We start from the raw sequence: 18,283 nt of genomic DNA on the forward strand, positions 1-18,283 counted from the left end.
AGCCTGGCCGGTACTCCGCTTCCGGGTCTCGGAAGCTGCTGACCAGCGGCTGTGCGCTGTGAGTATGCCCGATCGAAGGCAGCCAGTCACCAGTTAACGACCGCTCACTTCAAGACTATCGCGAGCCGCCGACAAGCCCCGCCGAAGTACCGCCGGATTGGTCCGCACCACCGTTGGATTGGTCCGCACCATTGACCGAACTGGTCTAGTCCTCCTACTGTTCATTGCCAACGCTTTACCGCGTTCATGCCAATCGCCGTGCGTTCCCCTCTCCCCCAGGAGGAGACACCGATGCACCGTCCGCACTTCTCCCGCGCCCCCTTCCGGGCGCTCGTCTCGGCCGCGTGTTGCGCGGTCCTCGGCGCCGGGCTGCTGGCCGGCGCCACCAACGCCACCGCGAAACCGGCCGCGCCCGCGGCGCAGGCCGCCGCCGGATCCAAGGTTGTCGGCTACTTCACCGAGTGGGGTACCTACGACCGCAAGTACCTCGCCAAGAACGTCGAGACTTCCGGCTCGGCGGCCAAGCTCACGCACATCAATTACGCCTTCGGCAACGTCACCGGCGGCAAGTGCGCCATGGGCGACGCCTACGCGGCGACCGACCGGACCTACACCGCCGCCGAGTCGGTGGACGGTGTCGCCGACACCTGGGACCAGCCGCTGCGCGGCAACTTCAACCAGCTGCTGAAGCTGAAGAAGAAGCACCCGAACCTCAAGATCCTCTGGTCCTTCGGCGGTTGGACCTGGTCCGGCGGCTTCGGCGAGGCGTCGAGGAACCCGGCCGCGTTCGCGCAGTCCTGCTACGACCTGGTGAAGAACTCCAAGTGGGCCGGCGTCTTCGACGGCATCGACATCGACTGGGAGTACCCGAACTCCTGCGGGCTGTCCTGCGACACCAGCGGGCGGGCCGCCTACAAGAACCTGATGTCCGCGCTGCGTTCGAAGTTCGGCTCCTCCAGCCTGGTCACCTCGGCCATCACCGCCGACGCCACCGCCGGCGGCAAGATCGACGCGGCCGACTACGCGGGCGCGGCCCAGTACGTCGACTGGTACAACCCGATGACGTACGACTACTTCGGCGCCTGGGCCTCGACCGGACCGACGGCGCCGCACTCGCCGCTGAACTCCTACTCAGGCATTCCGACGGCGAACTACTACACCTCGGCGACCATCGCCAAGCTGAGGGGTCTCGGCATCCCCGCCTCGAAGCTGCTGCTCGGCATCGGCTTCTACGGGCGCGGCTGGACCGGCGTCACGCAGGCGACACCCGGCGGCAGCGCGACCGGTCCGGCGACCGGCACGTGGGAAGCCGGTATCGACGACTACAAGGTCCTCAAGACCAAGTGCCCGGCGACCGGCACCGTGGCGGGCACCGCGTACGCCAAGTGCGGTAACAACTGGTGGAGTTACGACACCCCGGCGACCATCGGCACGAAGATGACGTACAAGAACCAGCAGGGCCTCGGCGGCACCTTCTTCTGGGAGCTGAGCGGGGACACCACGAACGGTGAGCTGATCAAGGCCATCAACTGACCTTCAGCAGAGGGTGACTCGGGGCGGCGGTCCGGCCACGGACCGCCGCCCCGCAGTCAGTTGCTCCGGCGGATCTTCTCCGTCAGGTGTCGCGGCGCGCGGGGGCCGGGGCCGGGTAGGAGGGGTCCAGTTCCTCGGTGGCGCGCATGGCGCCGCCGAGCGACTTGACCAGGATCTCGCGCATGGTCTCGCGGGACAGCGAGGGGCGGTCGATCCAGTCGAGGGTGGCGCCTTCGACACCGCACACCCAGGCGAACAGGCTCATGCGGGGCAGCGGCGCGATGTCGGTACGGCCGTACGCCCCGTCGGCGATGGTCGCGACGATCGCCTCACGCACGCCGTCCCGGATGGCGTGCACCTCGGCGTCGAAGCCGACGCCGCCGCTGACGATCGTGCGGTACGCGGCCTGATTGTTCTCGGCCCAGCGCAGATAGCTGTCCATCGTGCGCTGGACCCGGTCCACCTGCGGCAGTTCGAGACCGCTCGCGGCGAAGGTGATCAGGTCGGCGACCGAGTCGTGGATGATCGCCAGGTAGTAGCCGCGCTTGGACTGGAAGTAGTAGTAGATCAGCCCCTTGGCGACATGCGCCTGCCGGGCGATGTCGTCCATCGAGAGCGCGTCGTACGACGTGTCGGCGAACAACTTCCGCCCGATGGCGATGAGTTCGGCGCGGCGCGCCAGCGAGCGCTCCGTGCCGCGCGCCCGTGGGCGGACGGCGTCGCTCTGGTGGCTGATGTTCAAATTCGACCCTGTTTCCAAAGGGCGGTGGGACATCCGCAGTATGGCAGGTCGTATGTGTCAGGTCACAGCAGTCCGAGCTGGGCCACGAGCATCGCGACGACCACGACGAGGGTCCAGCCCATGACGTGCTCCAGGACCTTCGGGCCGTCGTCCTTGGGGCCGCCGGTACGGGCACGGGCGGCGGTGGCTGAGTGTGTCGTCATGGCTGCTCGCTGAGGTCGGATGCATTGGGTGGATTCCCCCCACCGATCCGTCCACCTTGCCACTGATCAGCCCTTTTGCGGCCGAGAGCTTGGTCACATGCGGGTGGGGGCCCCGGTCTCCCGGAGCCCCCACCGGTGCGGTCCGGTCAGCGCACGCCGACCGCGGCGAGCGCCTTGCGCCGGCGGTGGGTGAGATCCGCCGGGAAGTAGAGGTAACAGACCCCGCCGGTACCGGAGACGACCTTGCCGGAGGCGTTGTACCGCTTGGTCCTGAGCCAGATGTTCTCCCACTCCCGCCGCTTGTAGACGCGCCGCACCGCCGCGTCGCTCGGCGAGAAGGGGTCGTTGGCGATCACATCGCCGTCGGCCGTGAAGCCGATCACCGTCATCAGGTGCCCGGAGGTTCCGTACCCCGCCCCGGTCAGCTCCTCCTTGAGGAAGGACTGGGACGTTATGGCCGGGATGCCGGCCGCGATCAGCGTCTCCAGGTCGGTCAGCGAGCCGAGGCGGGTGACCACGCCCTGCAGACCCTTGAAGGTGGCCGCGTAGGCCGCGTTGAACGGCCAGTTGCCGCAGCCCGCGTACTGGTAGTCGTAGGTGTAGCGGGCCGCGTGGCACACCTGCGGATCGGCGAACGCCGGGTCCACCCAGGCCAGTTGCGCGGGGGTGAGCCGGCCGCCCCAGTACTCGATGATCATCTGCGAGGAGGTGGGGCTGCACCAGGCCTCGCCGCCGTTGTCGTACTCGGGGTACTGGCCGACGTGGATCTCCTGCGAGTAGCGCGGGACGATCAACTCCTGGGCCAGGCCCGGCGTCGAGGCCGGCACGGTGAAGCGGTCCGGGACGTCGGAGCCCATCGCGCCGAGCCGCCACACCGTGGGCGTGAGCCGGGTGCCGGGCTTGCGGTAGAGGGTCAGCCGCAGCCGGTACGACACCAGGCGCAGCCCTGTCGTGGCGTCGTCGATGGCGAAGGTGTCGGTCCAGATGGTGCTCTTGCCGTCGGTCTGGTCGTCGACCGAGGTCCGCTTGATGTCCCCGTCACCGGCGGCCCAGCGGCCCATGACGTACCAGGGCGTGGCCGTGCCGTCGGAGTAGGTCCCGGTCAGCTCGACCTGGAGCCAGGTGCCGGCCGGGGTGTGCGCGTTCCAGGAGGAGATCACCTCGGTCGCCGGGACGGCGAGCCGGTGGACGGGGGACGTCCAGGTGGCGTACTCCCAGGCGGCGGTCGTGCCGGTGTGCGGGTCGGTGTAGTCGGTCGTACCGGCCGGCGTCGCGATCACCACGCCGGGCCGGGCGCCCGCGAGAGCCCGGGCCCCCTTGGCGGTTCCGCCGCGCCAGTCGGCGTACGTCGTCCAGGCACGGTAGTCGACCTGGCGGCCCTGCCGGGCCGGGGTGTCGGCGGTGTCCGCGGAGTCGGTCGCGTCGGCGGCGACCGCGGGCCCGGCGCTGCCCACCACGGCCGCGGCGACCGCGGCGGCCAGGACGGTTCTGCGGGACGGCTGTTCGGCTCTGCTCATAGGTGGAGAGACCCCCGTGTGTCCGATTCGATGCTGATCCCATGCACGGTGCGCTGCACGGTTGTGGGCCAACTATGACCGCAGGTGACAGCTCCTGACAGCACTTTCGTCCATGGCACGCCCACGAATATTGGTCTCGACCACTGGAGCGACCGACTCGGTGACGCGGCGGGGAACGTCCCCGGAAACCCCTTCCCGAACACCCCCATGAGACACTGCTCACCGCTCAGCTCATATCAGCCCATTTCATCACCGCACAGCCAAGGATCAGCCATCCACGAGCTCGCCTCCCGGCTCCGCCGCCTCCCCGCCTCCTGCGGCCCGGTCCGCCTGATCGCGGTCGACGGGCACGCCGGCTCCGGAAAGACCACGTTCGCCGGGGAGTTGAGCCGCGCCCTCGACGACGCCCCGGTGCTGCACCTCGACGACATCGCCAGCCACGACGAGCTGTTCGCGTGGACCCGGCGACTGCTGACACAGGCGCTCGAGCCGCTGCACCGCGGCGAGACCGCCGAGTACAACCCCTACGACTGGCACACCCGCCGCTTCGGACCGCCCCGCAGGCTCCCACCCGCCCCGGTCGTCCTGATCGAGGGCGTCGGCGCGGGCCGCCGCGCACTGCGCCCGCATCTGGCGTGTCTGCTGTGGATGGAGTTGCCCGCCGAGGAGTCATGGACGCGAGGACTCCGGAGGGACGGGGAGGAGCAGCGGGAGTTCTGGGGCGAGTGGGTCTCGGCGGAGCGCCTGCATTTCGCCGAGGATCCTTCACGGCCCTTCGCCGACGCCCTGGTACGGCAGTGTCCGAAGGGATACGAGGTGCTCCAGGGGCCGGTGAACACCGCTGGACCGGACCAGGAGCTCACGCTGGGTGACGGACCATCCGCATTGTGCTGAACTTGTGAAGACGCCTGTTCGGCAACTTACCGGAGTGCCTCAACTCGGCTTGACCGGGGGGCCGTACAGGACTTACGTTCTGAATGTGCGGCCATGCGAAGCCGCCCAGAAACGCGAAGCCCCCGGTTGTTCCCCCGTGATCGGGGGCTTCGTTCTGCCCGCGTCCCGCCATCCGGACGCTGTACGGCGCAATTCGCTCACGCACGGTGACCGTTCCCGATGCGCCCCATCTGCTCCCACCTCGTCAAACGGCCTGTGCGGCACCCTACGGCGGGCGACACCTGCGCAGGTACGATGCCCTCGGTGCGACCTTCGGACGGCTGCGCGCACCGCAACTCCGGTCCGCGGCACGGCGGTTCGATCAAGGAGGTCGACGGGCAACGGCCCGCCGGCCAACCGACGGGGGCACGGTTTGTGGGGGACGTGATGGACTTCGGCACGCGGGGCCCCGAGGCCCCGGCCGACCTCGCCTGGCTGCGAGGTGTGGATGCCTACACGATGGGCGCCTATCCGCAGGCGGAGGAGGAGTTCCGGGCCGCGGTGCGGATGGATCCCGGGATGGCCGACGGATGGCTCGGTCTGCACGCGCTGCGCGTCGACACGACGACCGCGCTGCTGCGGATGTTCCGGCACCGCGACCGCTTCGGGGAACAGCGCGCCCGGCACCGGCGCTCCCTCAACTCCTGGTACTGGCTGGGCTGGTGGGTGCAGCCCGTGCTGGAGAGCCCGCGCGATCTGCTGCTCGCGCACGCCTCGCACTGGCTGGACGGACGGCATGTCCCCGAGCTGGACCGGGCCCTGGCGGGCCTGCCGCCGGTGGACGCCGACCACCAGGTCCGCTTCCTGCACGCCTGCCGGGCCTATCTGGTCAAGGACTGGGAGCAACTCGTCCGGCACACCGATCCGTTGATCGACGACGCCCTGCTCGGCATCGAGGCGGGCCTGTTCGGCGGCATGGCCCGGGTCCGCCTGGAGATGTACGGCCAGGCCGAGCCGCTGCTGGCGTCCGCGCTGATGCGCTGTCGCAGCGAACAGCCGCAGCGCAAGGAACTGCGCTACTGGCTCGCGCGGGCCCACGAGGGCACCGGCCGCTCCGCCGCCGCACTCCCCCTCTACCGGGCCGTGCACCGCGTCGACCCCGCCTTCATGGACACCTCGGCCCGGCTCGCGGCGATCTCCGAGGGCGACGGGTACGACGAGGCCACCGACCTCGCGGCGATCACCCTCTCCGGCGGCGCGGACGCGCTGGAGGGACCGGACAGCCTGGACCCGCTCTTCGGCGTCGAGGGCCGCGATCTTCGGCTGTCCGAGCCGGAGTTGCCGCCCACCGGTCCGCTGCCGTCGGTGATCGATCCGACCGTGCGGGAGAAGAACGCCACGTCGTCGTCGGCGCTGCCCACCGGTCCGACCGACCCCGCGTTACTCGAGGAGGCGCTCGCCGAACTGGAGCGCATGGTGGGCCTGGAGCCCGTGAAACGCCAAGTCAAGGCGTTGTCGGCGCAGTTGAACATGGCCCGGCTGCGGGCCGGGCAGGGTCTGCCGGTCCAGCCGCCCAAGCGGCACTTCGTCTTCTCCGGGCCCTCCGGCACCGGCAAGACCACGGTCGCCCGCATCCTGGGCCGCGTCTTCTACGCGCTGGGCCTGCTCGGCGGCGACCATCTCGTGGAGGCCCAGCGCGCCGACCTGGTCGGCGAGTATCTCGGGCAGACCGCCGTGAAGGCCAACGAGCTGATCGACTCCGCCATCGGCGGGGTCCTTTTCGTCGACGAGGCGTACTCGCTCTCCAACTCCGGTTACGGCAAAGGGGATGCGTACGGCGACGAGGCGCTGCAGGTGCTGTTGAAGCGGGCGGAGGACAATCGCGATCACCTGGTGGTGATACTGGCCGGGTATCCCGAGGGGATGGACCGGTTGCTCGCCGCGAACCCCGGTCTGTCGTCGCGCTTCACGACCCGGGTCGACTTCCCGTCCTACCGTCCTCTCGAACTCACCTCCATCGGCGAGGTGTTGGCGGCGGAGAACGGTGACGTGTGGGACGAGGAGGCTCTTGACGAGCTGCGGTCCATCGCGGGGCACGTGGTGGATCAGGGGTGGATCGACGAACTCGGCAACGGGCGGTTCCTCCGCACCCTTTACGAGAAGAGCTGCGCGTATCGGGATCTTCGGCTGTCGACGTATCCGGGTGTGCTGACGCGCGATGATCTGTCGACGTTGCGGCTGCCGGATCTCATGCAGGCGTATGGAGAAGTGCTGTCGGGACGGGGTCCTGCCGGGATGTAGCCGCGGGTTCGTCGTGGCTTGTCGCGCCCACGCGGCGGAGCCGCACATCGACACAGCCCCGCGCCCCCAATGAGGTAGGCGCGGGGAACCTGCGTCGGACGGCGCCGTTCGCTCTAGCCGGCCATCGCCTGCTCAGGGTCGTCGCTCGTTCGCGGCTCGGTCACCTTGACCTCTGGCGTCTCCCGGTGGGCCGGGTCCGTCACCTCGCCCACCAGTAGCTCCAGGACGTCCTCCAGAGCCACCAGTCCCAGTACCTTGCCGGAGTTGTCCGCGATCTGGGCGAGGTGGGTGGCCGCCCGGCGCATGACGGTCAGGGCGTCGTCCAGGGGGAGTTCGGCCCGCAGGGTCGTCATCGGGCGCCACAGTTGCTGCGGCACCGCGCGGTCGGAGTCCTCCAGGTCCAGGACGTCCTTCACGTGCAGGTAGCCCATGAAGGCGCCGTTGTCGGCGGCGATCGGGAAGCGGGAGTAGCCGGTGCGGCCGGTGAGTTCGACGATCTCGCCCGGGGTGACCGACGGGCTGACCGTGATCAGGGACTCGCGCTTGAGGAGTACGTCCGTCACCGGGCGGGAGCCCAGCTCCAGGGCGTCCTCCAGGCGCTCCTGCTCCTCGGGGTCGAGCAGGCCCGCCTGACCGGAGTCCTCCACCAGGCGGTTGAGCTGCTCGCTGGTGAAGACCGCCTCGACCTCGTCCTTGGGCTCGACACCGAAGAGCCGCAGGATGGCCCCGGCGCAGGCGCCGAGGGCGACGGTGATGGGCCGGCACACGCGGGCGAAGGCGACCAGGCCGGGGCTGAGCCACAGCGCGACCTTCTCCGGGGCCGCCATCGCGAGGTTCTTCGGAACCATCTCGCCGATCACGAGGTGGAAGAAGACGACGGCGGCGAGCGCGATGACGTAGCCGAGCGGGTGGATCATGCCGTGCGGCAGGTGGACCCACTCGAAGACCGGCTCCAGCAGGTGGGCGACCGTCGGTTCGGCGACCGCGCCCAGGGTCAACGAGCAGACGGTGATGCCGAACTGGGCCGCGGCCATCATCTGCGGCAGCCGCTCCAGGCCGTACAGCACCTGGCGGGACCGGGCCGTGCCGAGCGGTTCGATCTGGCTGCGGCGCACGGAGACGAGGGCGAACTCGGCGCCGACGAAGAAGCCGTTGGTGAGCACGAGCAGTCCGGCGAACAGGAGTTGGAGCACGCTCATCGGGCGACCTCCACGACCGACCCGGTCCGCACCAGGCGGACTCGTTCGGCGCGGTAGTGGCCGACGCGGCGCACGGTGAGCCGCCAGCCGGGCAGTTCGGCCCGGTCGCCGGCGGCCGGGATCCGGCCGAGCAGGTCGGCCACGAGACCGGCGACGGTCTCGTACGGGCCCTCGGGCACATCCAGGCCTATGCGTTGCAGGATGTCGACCCGACAGCTGCCGTCGGCGTCCCACGCGGGCCTGCCGTCCTCCGGCGGAGCGGCGGCGAGTTCGGGCACGTCCTGCCCGTCGTGCTCGTCGCGGACCTCGCCGACGATCTCCTCGACGATGTCCTCCAGCGTGACCACGCCGGCCGTGCCGCCGTACTCGTCGACGACGACCGCGATGGGCTGCTCGCTGCGCAACTGGCTGAGCAGCGGCTGCACCGGCAGGGTCTCGGGGACCAGCAGCGCCGGGCGGGCGATGCGGCCGACGGGGGTGCGCAGGCGGTCGTGCGCGGGGACCGCGAGGGCGTCCTTGAGGTGGACCATGCCGACGACCTCGTCGATCTTCTCCCGGTAGACGGGGAAGCGGGACAGGCCGGTGGCGCGGGTCAGGTTGACCACGTCCTCGGCGGTCGCAGAGGACTGGAGGGCGCTCACCTTCACGCGCGGGGTCATGACGTGCTGCGCGGTCAGTTCGGCGAGCGACAGGGTCCGTACGAAGAGGTCGGCGGTGTCCTGTTCGAGGGTGCCGGCCTGGGCCGAGTGGCGGGCGAGGGAGACGAGTTCGCCCGGGGTGCGGGCGGAGGCCAGCTCCTCGGCGGGCTCGACGCCCAGGGCGCGCACCAGGCGGTTGGCCACGGTGTTCAGCGCGGCGATGACCGGGCGGAACAGCCGGGCGAAGGCGTGCTGCGGGCCCGCGACGAAGCGCGCGACCTGCATGGGCTTGGACACCGCCCAGTTCTTGGGCACGAGTTCGCCGATCACCATCTGCACGGCCGAGGCCAGCAGCATGCCGACGATCACCGAGACGCTCGGGACTGCCCCTTCGGGCAGGCCGATCGCGGTGAACGGGCCGTGCAGCAACTCGGCGAGCGCCGGTTCGGCCAGCATGCCGACGACGAGGGAGGTGATGGTGATGCCGAGCTGGGTGCCGGAGAGCTGGAAGGAGAGTTCTTTGAGGGATTCCGCGACTCTGCGGGCCCTTCGGTCGCCCTCGGCCGCGGCCTTCTCGGCGTCCGTCGACTCGACCGTGACCAGGCCGAACTCGGCCGCCACGAAGAAGCCGTTGGCGAGGATCAACAGGAATGCCGCTCCGAGAAGCAGCAAGGGGATGGTCATGATGCCGCCGCCTCGATATGTCGTGAGGGGGCGGCGCAGGTACTACAGGACGATCCGTCCATCGCTGGAGGGAGTCACTCCTCGGGTAGCAGGGGGCCTCTGAGGACCGGGGGGAACATCAGTGGCGGAGGCGCAACGAAAACGCCTCCGCCAACAGATTAATCAAGACATGGGTCTCTAGGGCAGATCCCTTGTCGAGCGGGCTTCGGCGAGCGCCCTCAGGGCGCGCGCGTCGGCGATGGCGTGCTGCTTGGCGATGCCCGGCTGGATGCCGAGCGCGGGCAGGCTGGTGCCGTCGCTGAGGTTGAGGAACACCCAGGGGTCGCCCGGCCGCAGGTTGACCTGCAGAATCTCCGCCCAGGCGAGCCGGCGCCGGCTGGCGATGTTGACCACGGTCACTCCGGCCTCGTCGGCGACGACCTTCACCCGGGCGAGCATCGCGAGCACACCGAAGAGCAGCGCGGCCGTGACGATGAAACTCAGCCGTTCACCGGGGCCGAGCTGCTCCAGGAGCATCGCGACCGTCGTGATGACCACGAAGATCACGGCACCGGCCACAAGCAGCACGGCCCGGGTACGGCCCGGCCGGAACGTGACGGGAAGAACAGGCAGATCGGACATGACTCGTACGTCCCTCAGAGCCGGCAGGCGTGGATCGCCGTGGTCAGGATGGCGCGCGCGCCGATGTCGTACAGGTCGTCCATGATCCGCTGGGCCTCCTTGGAGGGCACCATGGCGCGGACGGCGACCCAGCCCTCGTTGTGCAGCGGGGAGACGGTCGGCGACTCCAGACCCGGGGTCAGCGCGACGGCCCTCTCCAGCTGCTCGACGCGGCAGTCGTAGTCCATCATCACGTACGTGCGGGCCACCAGGACGCCCTGGAGGCGGCGCAGGAACTGCTGCACCTTCGGCTCGGCGGCCTCGTCGGCGTCCGCGCCGGTGCGGCGGATCACGATCGCCTCGGACTTCATGATCGGCTCGCCGAAGACCTCCAGGCCCGCGTTGCGCAGGCTGGTGCCGGTCTCGACGACGTCCGCGATGACCTCGGCGACACCCAGCTCGATGGCGGTCTCGACGGCGCCGTCCAGGTGCACGACGGAGGCGTCGACGCCGTTGTCGGCGAGGTACTTGGCGACGATCCCCTCGTAGGAGGTGGCGACCGTCTTGCCCTTGAGGTCCGCGAGGGTGTTCGCGGCGCCCGGCTTGGAGGCGAAGCGGAAGGTGGAGCGGGCGAAGCCGAGCGGCAGGATCGCCTCGGCGCTCGCGCCGGAGTCGATCAGCAGGTCGCCGCCGGTGATGCCGATGTCGAGGCGGCCGGAGGAGACGTAGATCGCGATGTCACGGGGGCGGAGGTAGAAGAACTCCACCTCGTTGACCGGGTCGACGATCCGCAGTTCCTTGGACTCGCGGCGCTGCTGGTAGCCGGCCTCATGGAGCATGTCCGCCGCAGGTCCTGAGAGGGAACCCTTGTTGGGGACGGCGATGCGCAGCATGAGGTCGGCTTCCTTCGCGTGACGGTTTTATACGGGTTTACGTGGAACCAGGAGACTTGCAGGCCTGGAGACTTACAGGTGGGCGTAGACGTCGTCCAGCGAGATTCCGCGGGCGACCATCATCACCTGGACGTGGTACAGCAGCTGCGAGATCTCCTCGGCGGCCGCTTCCTTGCCCTCGTACTCGGCGGCCATCCAGACCTCGGCGGCCTCTTCGACGACCTTCTTGCCGATGGCATGGACGCCCTTGCCGACCAGCTCTGCGGTGCGGGAAGTGGCGGGGTCGCCGGTGGCGGCCTTGTGCTGGAGCTCGGTGAAGAGCTCCTCGAACGTCTTATTGGACATGATGGGGCTAAGCCTATGCGCAAGTGCGCGGCCCTTACCTCCAGGGTTCAGATACTGAGCGGAGCGTGGCCGCAGTCGCCACCGCGGCCGTCACCGCCTCGTGCCCCTTGTCCTCGTTGGAGCCCGCGAGGCCCGCCCGGTCCAGGGCCTGCTCCTCGGTGTCGCAGGTCAGTACGCCCATGCCGACGGGGACGCCCGTCTCGACCGAGACCTGGGTCAGGCCCTGGACCACGCCCTGGCACACGTACTCGAAGTGGGGGGTGCCGCCGCGGATGACGACGCCGAGGGCGACGATCGCGTCGTAGCCCCGGCCCGCCAACACCTTTGCCACGACCGGGAGTTCCCAGCTGCCGGGGACCCGGAGCAGGGTCGGCTCGTCGATGCCCAGGTCGTGCAGGGCGCGCAGGGCGCCGTCCACCAGTCCGTCCATCACCTTCTCGTGCCACTGTGCCGCGATCACGGCGACCCGCAGGTCTCCGACGTTGCGTACGGACAGGTCCGGTGCGCCCTTGCCGCTCACGTTCTCTTGTCTCCTCTGTGCCGGTCCGGGCCGGCTCGAATGATCTTGCTGTTACTGGTTGTTGCAGGTGGAGAGGGGTGCCGTCGGGGCCGCGTCCAGCCAGGGCAGGTCGTGGCCCATCCGGTCCCGCTTGGTGCGCAGGTAGCGGAGGTTGTGCTCCCCCGCCTGTACGGGCATCGGCTCCCGGCCGGTGACCTTGAGCCCGTGCCGCAGCAACGCGTCCGTCTTGTCGGGGTTGTTGGTCATCAGCCGCACGCTGCGCACCCCGAGGTCCTCCAGGATCTGCGCGCCGGCGCCGTAGTCCCGGGCGTCGGCGGGCAGGCCGAGTTCGAGGTTGGCGTCGAGGGTGTCGCGGCCGCGCTCCTGGAGCTCGTACGCCCGGAGCTTGGACAGCAGGCCGATGCCGCGGCCCTCGTGGCCGCGCAGGTAGACGACCACGCCCCGGCCCTCCTCCTGGATGCGCTCCAGGGAGGCCTCCAGCTGGGGGCCGCAGTCGCAGCGCAGGGAGTGGAAGACATCGCCGGTGAGGCACTCGGAGTGGACGCGGACCAGGACGTCCTCGCCCTCGCCGATCTCGCCGTGGACGAGCGCGACGTGCTCGACGCCGTCGACGGTGGAGCGGTAGCCGTACGCCGTGAACTCGCCGTGCTTGGTGGGCAGTCGGACCTCGGCCTCGCGGCGGACGGTGGGCTCGGCGGCCTGTCGGTAGGCGATCAGGTCCTCGATGGAGATGATCGTCAGGCCGTGCTTGCGGGCGAACGGGATCAGCTCGGGCAGGCGCAGCATGCGGCCGTCCTCGCCGGCGATCTCGACGATGGCGCCGGCCGGGCGCAGGCCCGCGAGGCGGGCGAGGTCGACGGCGGCCTCGGTGTGACCGTTGCGGGTCAGCACTCCACCGTCCCGCGCGCGCAGCGGGAAGATGTGGCCGGGGCGCACGAGTTCGTCGGCCTGGGCCGTGCCGCTCGCGAGCAGCCGGAGCGTGGTCGCGCGGTCGGCGGCCGAGATACCGGTGGTCACACCGTGAACGGCCGACGCGTCGACCGACACGGTGAACGCGGTTTTCATCGACTCGGTGTTGTCCTCGACCATCTGCGGGAGCCGGAGCCGGTCCAGCTCGTCGCCCTCCATGGGGGCGCAGATCAGGCCGCGGCACTCGCTCATCATGAACGCGACGATCTCGGGCGTGACCTTCTCGGCGGCGACGACGAGGTCGCCCTCGTTCTCGCGGTCCTCGTCGTCGACGACCACGATCGGGCGGCCGGCCGCGATGTCGGCGATGGCCTGCTCGACCGGGTCGAGGGACCAGTCCTCGATGCCGTCGGTGCTGTAGAGAATCGGTGCCGATGTCATGCCGGCGCTCCTTCCAGGACGGGCCGCGCGCCGTCGCGGGAGCGCAGCCACCAGTCGCGCATGCCCCACAGGACGAGTGCGCCGTAGATGACGTAGACGAAGCCGGAGAAGGCGTAGCCGTTGGCGAAGTTGAGGGGGACGCCGACGAGGTCGACCAGGAGCCAGGCGAACCAGAACTCGACCATGCCGCGCGCCTGGGCGTACATGGCGACGACGGTGCCGACGAAGATGTAGGCGTCCGGCCAGGGGTCCCAGGACAGGGACGGGTAGGCCTTGAAGAGCAGGGCCACCGCGACCGTGCCGACAGCGGCGGCGCCGATCATCGCGCCGCGCTCGCGCCAGGTGGCGAACCGCGGGGCGATGTGACCGTCACCGCCGTTCTCGGCCGTGCCCTTGTTGCGGTTCCACTGCCACCAGCCGTACAGCGCGACGACCATGACGACGGCCTGCTTGCCGGCGCTGCCGGTCAAGTGACCGTAGAAGGCGCCGAAGAGGATGAGGCCGGAGGCGAACTGCACCGGCCAGCTCCACAGGTTGCGCCGCCAGCCGAGGGCCAGGGCGATCAGGCCGAGGATGTTGCCGATCATGTCCGACCAGAGGATGTGCTGGCCGAACAGGACGAAGGCCTCGGAGTTGAGGGAGTTCACCTGCCCGCTCCCTGACTCGACGCGAGCAGCCGCTCGACGTACTTGGCGACGATGTCCACCTCGAGGTTGACCGGGTCGCCGGGCTGCTTGAGGCCGAGCGTGGTCAGGGCGAGGGTGGTGGGGATCAGGCTGACGGTGAAGTAGTCCGGGCCCGCGTCGACGACGGTGAGGCTGATGCCGTCGACGGTGATGGAGCCCTTCTCCACGACGTACCTGGCCAGGTCCGCGGGGAGGGAGATCTTGATGATCTCCCAGTTCTCGGACGGCTTGCGCTCCAGCACCGCGCCGGTGCCGTCCACGTGCCCCTGCACGATGTGCCCGCCCAGGCGGTCGCCCACGGCGGTGGGGCGTTCGAGGTTGACGCGGGAGCCGACGGCGAGGGCACCGAGGCTGGAACGGTTGAGGCTCTCGGCCATGACGTCGGCGGTGAACTCGTCACCCTCGTGCTCGACGACGGTGAGACAGACCCCGTTCACGGCGATGGAGTCGCCGTGCTTCGCTCCGTCGGTGACGACGGGGCCGCGCAGACGGAAGCGGGACGAGTCGCCGAGATTCTCGACGGCGGTGACCTCACCCAGCTCTTCGACGATTCCGGTGAACACTTCCCGGGTCCTCCTGCCACATCGGGCACGGACTCCGGGGCCTGTCGATGACGACAGAATGAAACGAACGAGAACACCGGGGCGACGCCGAAGGGACCCGCCCGAGAGGACGAGCCCAGATACGGCGGCGCGCACACAAACGATGCTCGCCCGCCGCGCACTGCCTCCCATCCGGACTTTAACCGTCGGTCCAGGAATTTCACCTGGTCAACCGGTCACTGGAAGTGACCGGGTCGCGGACTGTAACCGCCGGTTCGGACTTTCACCGACCCCGGAGTGCGCTGCTTCTGGTACATGGCCAGTCTGCCACGCCTGATCCAGGTCCATACGGGCGAACGATGTGGGGTGGCTCACAGGCGACGTCGCTGGACTTCTCAACAGGGCATTCCTTGGGGAACCCTTTGGTCTAGTCCTTTCCGCGGTACCCTGAACCGGTCCGGCGACGGTGACGACGGCCCTTGCCCGTCGCCGGGCCACCCAACGCGTGCCGCGGCGAGCGGCAAGCGGCCGATCGAGAGAGCGCACGTCTCATCGCCCCGGCGCGAACAGCTCCTCCTGCGCCCGGTCCCGCGCCGTCAGGAGCGCCCCGCGCAGCACCGCCCCGCCGCCCAGCGCACCGGCCCGCACCTCCGTCGGCAGCGGTGACATCCGGCGCAGCCGCGCCTCCACGCGCCCCGCCAGCTCCGCTCCCCCGGCCTGCCCGACCTCACCGCCGAGCACCACGCAGCCGGGGTCGAGGATCGCGACGACGGAGGCGACACCGACGGCGACACGGTCGGCGAGCGCGTCGAGGAAACGGTCGGCATCGGCACCGCGATCGGTCACGGCAGCGCGTACGAGCCCCGCGGCGACCGGCTCGTACGGGCCCGACTCCGCCGTCACCCCGTGCTCCTCGGCCAGTTCGGCGATCGCCGACGACCCCGCCAGCGTGTGGAAGCCGCCCTCGCAGTCGGTGGCGGACGGCAGGCCCGCCGTCCCCGGCACCGGCAGGAAGCCGATCTCGCCCGTGCCGCCGGAGGCACCGCGGCGCAGGGTGCCGTCCAGGACGACCGCCGCGCCCGTGCCGTGGCCGAGCCAGAGCAGGACGAAGGTGTCGCGGTCCTGGGCCGCTCCGTCGCGCTGCTCGGCGAGGGCCGCGAGGTTGGTCTCGTTCTCGACGCTGACGCGGGCCTCGGGGAGCCGTTCCTGAAGGGCGGTGGCCAGCCGGCGGTGCCAGGCGGGCAGGCCGGAGGAGTCACGGAGTTCGCCGGTGACCGGGTCGATCAGGCCGGGGGCGCCGATGCCGACGGTGTGCAGACGGTCGGCGCCGGCCTCCTTGACCACCCGCTCGACCAGGGCGACCGCCTGCTCCACCGCGGGCCCGGTCCCGGTGTCGTCGCCGATCGGCACGGACGCCTCGGCGAGAACCTGCCCGACCAGATCCGACACGACCACCCAGACGCCCTCGGTACGGACGTCCAGGGCGGCCAGTTGGGCCCGGTCGGTGACGATCCCGTACAGCTTCGCGTTCGGCCCGCGGCGCTGTTCGCCCGCCTCGCCGACGACGGTGATCAGTCCGGAGACGGCGAGCCGTTCGACCAGGTCGGCGACCGTCGGGCGGGACAGCCCGGTCAGCTGCTTCAGCTGCCCCGCCGTCAACGGGCCCTCCTGCTGGAGCAGTTGCAGGGCGACCCGGTCGTTGATGGCCCGGGCGGTGCTCGGTGATGCGGGCATGCCGAGATCCTTCCAGATCGGCGCTGCCGTACGGCAGTTGGGACGGGTTGCTCGACCCCGTGCCCGTGCGGCCATTATTCACCTATCTATCAGGCAGGGTTCCTGATAGTTTACGCGGCGCAGGTGGGGAGCCGTGGAGATACGAAGAGATTCTGGGAGGGACCGGAGAATGAGCGACGTGGCATACGACGCGCACGAGGTGAGGCGGGCCCGGTACGCGGTGGCCGCCGTGTTCGCCGTGCACGGCGCCGTGACCGGCTCGTTCGCGACCCGTGTGCCGTGGATCCAGGAGCATGCGGATCTCAGCGCGGGCCAGCTGGGCTTCGCGCTCGCCTTCACGGCGTTCGGCGCCTCCTGCTCGATGCCGCTGGCGGGCCGCATCAGCCACCGCTTCGGCAGCCGTACGGCGCTGCGCGGTCTGCTCGCCCTGTGGACCCTGTCGCTGATCCTGCCGTCGCTCGCGCCGAACCTGTACACGCTGTGCCTGGCGATGTTCGTGTACGGCGCGAGCGCGGGCATGGCCGACGTCGCGATGAACGCGCTCGGCGTGGAGATCGAGGCGCTGCTCGGCAAGTCGATCCTGTCCGGGCTGCACGGCATGTGGAGCGCCGGCGCCCTGATCGGCTCGGCGGGCGGCACCCTCGCCGCGCACCTGGACTCGGACGCGCGCGTGCACTTCGCGCTGGCGGCGGCCACGCTCACCGCGCTCGGCATGCTGTTCTGCCGCTGGGTGCTCGACCTTCAGCCGGCCGAGGACGAGGAGCCGCCGCCGAGGTTCGCGCTGCCGCCGAAGTCGGCGCTGCTGATCGGTGCCGTCGGTTTCTGCGCGGTGTTCGCGGAGGGCGCGAGCCTGGACTGGTCGGCGGTCTATCTCCGTGACCAACTGGACTCCTCTGCGGGTCTCGCGGCGGCGTGCACGACCGGCTTCATGCTCACCATGGCGGTGGCCCGGCTGGTGGGCGACGCGGTGGTCAACCGCTTCGGCTCGGTCCGTACGGTCCGCATCGGCGGCTTCCTCGCGGCGGCGGGCGGCCTGCTCGTGGTGGTCGCGGGGCATCCGGCGGTGGCGATGACCGGGTTCGCGCTGATGGGGCTCGGCATCGCCGTGGTCGTGCCGCTGTGCTTCGCGGCGGCCGGGCGCAGCGGCCCGAACCCCAGTCAGGCCATCGCGGGCGTCGCGACCATCACGTACACCTCGGGTCTGATCGCGCCGAGCCTGATCGGCGGGGTGGCGCAGGCGTCGAGCCTGGTGGTGTCGTTCGTGCTGGTGTCGGTGCTGGCGAGCGGGCTCGTCGTGTTCGCGGGGGTGCTGCGGGCCGGCGACCGGGACCGGCCGAAGGTCAGTCGGCCGAGCGCAGCAGTGCCCGACCCGCGGCCCTGAAGTCCTCGCTCCACGGCGCCGGGCGCATGGTGACCGGGTCCAGCCGGACCAGGACCCGGGTGCCGCGCGCGTAGGTCACCGAGCCGTCCGCCGAGCAGAGGCGGAAGCCGTAGGTCAGTCCCGTGGTGCCGAGCCGGTCCAGCCACAGATGGACGGCGTACGCGCCCGGCTGAGTGACCGGTGCCTCGTAGCTGATCCGGAGTTCCTTCACCGCGTTGCAGGCGTCGCCGGCCGCCACCCAGTCGCCCGCGTAGTGGAAGCCGTGCTCCTTCAGGAACTCGCCCCAGGCCCGCTCGACCAGCAGCGGGTAGCGGGCGTTGTGCAGCAGGCCGAGGGCGTCCAGGTCGTCGAAGTGGACGGTGACGGGGGTGAGCCGGCCGTACGACAGAGGGGCGGAGGTCGGGGCTTCGGCGGTCACGGCGGGGCTCCTGGGCGTCACGGATGAAGCGGTGGGGACACTCCATCCTAAGCGGACGCTCAGGAGCCCCTGTCGGGAAGGGCCAGGTCAGCCCAGTGCGATCAGCAGACTCCAGTCGATCCAC

General features: G+C 70.2%; 18 protein-coding genes and 1 riboswitch. Of the genes, 4 read left to right on the forward strand and 14 right to left on the reverse strand.

Annotated elements, in window-relative coordinates; genetic code table 11:
* Window positions 1–291: 291 nt before the first annotated feature.
* Window positions 292–1,533: a glycoside hydrolase family 18 protein gene (locus ACWD5F_RS20410; protein ID WP_451256095.1), complete on the forward strand. Its 1,242-nt coding sequence runs from the start codon at window positions 292–294 to the stop codon at window positions 1,531–1,533.
* 82 nt (window positions 1,534–1,615) lie between these two features.
* On the opposite strand, the gene ACWD5F_RS20415 is transcribed toward ACWD5F_RS20410, so the two are convergent.
* The 3 genes from ACWD5F_RS20415 to ACWD5F_RS20425 all read right to left on the reverse strand — a co-directional run bounded on the left by ACWD5F_RS20415 (window position 1,616) and on the right by ACWD5F_RS20425 (window position 3,995).
* On the reverse strand, window positions 1,616–2,275 hold the full coding sequence (locus tag ACWD5F_RS20415) for a TetR/AcrR family transcriptional regulator (RefSeq protein WP_401725422.1): 660 nt from the start codon (window positions 2,273–2,275) through the stop codon (window positions 1,616–1,618).
* Window positions 2,276–2,337: 62 nt separating this feature from the next.
* Window positions 2,338–2,478 carry an SCO1431 family membrane protein gene (locus ACWD5F_RS20420; RefSeq protein ID WP_124002909.1) on the reverse strand — a complete coding sequence of 47 codons (141 nt, stop codon included), beginning with the start codon at window positions 2,476–2,478 and terminating at the stop codon, window positions 2,338–2,340.
* A 146-nt stretch (window positions 2,479–2,624) separates the two neighbouring features.
* Window positions 2,625–3,995, reverse strand: a complete 1,371-nt coding sequence (locus ACWD5F_RS20425) for a peptidase C39 family protein (RefSeq protein ID WP_451256098.1) — start codon at window positions 3,993–3,995, stop codon at window positions 2,625–2,627.
* Between the two features lie 207 nt (window positions 3,996–4,202).
* On the opposite strand from ACWD5F_RS20425, the gene ACWD5F_RS20430 reads away from it, so the two are divergent.
* Window positions 4,203–4,889: a uridine kinase family protein gene (locus ACWD5F_RS20430; protein ID WP_451256100.1), complete on the forward strand. Its 687-nt coding sequence runs from the start codon at window positions 4,203–4,205 to the stop codon at window positions 4,887–4,889.
* 426 nt (window positions 4,890–5,315) lie between these two features.
* Window positions 5,316–7,169: an AAA family ATPase gene (locus tag ACWD5F_RS20435; protein ID WP_451256749.1), complete on the forward strand. Its 1,854-nt coding sequence runs from the start codon at window positions 5,316–5,318 to the stop codon at window positions 7,167–7,169.
* Window positions 7,170–7,282: 113 nt separating this feature from the next.
* On the opposite strand, the gene ACWD5F_RS20440 is transcribed toward ACWD5F_RS20435, so the two are convergent.
* The 10 genes from ACWD5F_RS20440 to ACWD5F_RS20485 all read right to left on the reverse strand — a co-directional run bounded on the left by ACWD5F_RS20440 (window position 7,283) and on the right by ACWD5F_RS20485 (window position 16,360).
* Complete coding sequence (locus ACWD5F_RS20440; protein WP_451256102.1) at window positions 7,283–8,368, reverse strand: hemolysin family protein; 1,086 nt, start codon at window positions 8,366–8,368, stop codon at window positions 7,283–7,285.
* Window positions 8,365–9,690, reverse strand: coding sequence for a hemolysin family protein (locus tag ACWD5F_RS20445; RefSeq protein ID WP_451256104.1), 1,326 nt, complete (start codon window positions 9,688–9,690; stop codon window positions 8,365–8,367). The genes ACWD5F_RS20440 and ACWD5F_RS20445 overlap by 4 nt, the downstream gene beginning before the upstream one ends.
* A 177-nt stretch (window positions 9,691–9,867) precedes the next feature.
* Entirely contained in the window at window positions 9,868–10,311 is a 444-nt protein-coding gene (locus ACWD5F_RS20450; RefSeq protein ID WP_401725411.1) for a PH domain-containing protein, read from the reverse strand.
* 14 nt (window positions 10,312–10,325) lie between these two features.
* Window positions 10,326–11,183: an ATP phosphoribosyltransferase gene (gene hisG / locus ACWD5F_RS20455; RefSeq protein WP_451256106.1), complete on the reverse strand. Its 858-nt coding sequence runs from the start codon at window positions 11,181–11,183 to the stop codon at window positions 10,326–10,328.
* A 72-nt stretch (window positions 11,184–11,255) separates the two neighbouring features.
* Window positions 11,256–11,528, reverse strand: coding sequence for a phosphoribosyl-ATP diphosphatase (locus ACWD5F_RS20460; RefSeq protein ID WP_006378313.1), 273 nt, complete (start codon window positions 11,526–11,528; stop codon window positions 11,256–11,258).
* Between the two features lie 34 nt (window positions 11,529–11,562).
* Window positions 11,563–12,048, reverse strand: a complete 486-nt coding sequence (ribH, locus tag ACWD5F_RS20465) for a 6,7-dimethyl-8-ribityllumazine synthase (protein ID WP_124002903.1) — start codon at window positions 12,046–12,048, stop codon at window positions 11,563–11,565.
* 51 nt (window positions 12,049–12,099) lie between these two features.
* Complete coding sequence (locus ACWD5F_RS20470; RefSeq protein ID WP_451256109.1) at window positions 12,100–13,398, reverse strand: bifunctional 3,4-dihydroxy-2-butanone-4-phosphate synthase/GTP cyclohydrolase II; 1,299 nt, start codon at window positions 13,396–13,398, stop codon at window positions 12,100–12,102.
* Window positions 13,395–14,045: a nicotinamide mononucleotide transporter family protein gene (locus ACWD5F_RS20475; protein ID WP_451256111.1), complete on the reverse strand. Its 651-nt coding sequence runs from the start codon at window positions 14,043–14,045 to the stop codon at window positions 13,395–13,397. Before ACWD5F_RS20475 ends, ACWD5F_RS20470 begins: the two co-directional genes overlap by 4 nt.
* Window positions 14,042–14,647 (reverse strand): riboflavin synthase, encoded by a 606-nt coding sequence (locus tag ACWD5F_RS20480; RefSeq protein ID WP_124002900.1) that lies wholly within the window; start codon window positions 14,645–14,647, stop codon window positions 14,042–14,044. Before ACWD5F_RS20480 ends, ACWD5F_RS20475 begins: the two co-directional genes overlap by 4 nt.
* A 153-nt stretch (window positions 14,648–14,800) precedes the next feature.
* A riboswitch (FMN riboswitch) is annotated at window positions 14,801–14,931 on the reverse strand.
* A gap of 244 nt (window positions 14,932–15,175) precedes the next feature.
* Window positions 15,176–16,360, reverse strand: coding sequence for an ROK family transcriptional regulator (locus ACWD5F_RS20485; RefSeq protein WP_451256113.1), 1,185 nt, complete (start codon window positions 16,358–16,360; stop codon window positions 15,176–15,178).
* A gap of 169 nt (window positions 16,361–16,529) precedes the next feature.
* Between ACWD5F_RS20485 and ACWD5F_RS20490 the strand changes: the two genes are divergently transcribed.
* A complete protein-coding gene (locus ACWD5F_RS20490; protein ID WP_401725393.1) occupies window positions 16,530–17,741 on the forward strand; it encodes an MFS transporter in 1,212 nt (403 codons plus the stop codon).
* Here ACWD5F_RS20490 and ACWD5F_RS20495 read toward each other — a convergent pair.
* Window positions 17,701–18,159, reverse strand: a complete 459-nt coding sequence (locus ACWD5F_RS20495; RefSeq protein WP_451256115.1) for an acyl-CoA thioesterase — start codon at window positions 18,157–18,159, stop codon at window positions 17,701–17,703. The two genes, ACWD5F_RS20490 and ACWD5F_RS20495, sit on opposite strands and share 41 nt — an antisense overlap.
* Window positions 18,160–18,283: the final 124 nt, after the last annotated feature.

This window comes from Streptomyces sp. NPDC002499 (assembly GCF_053595415.1).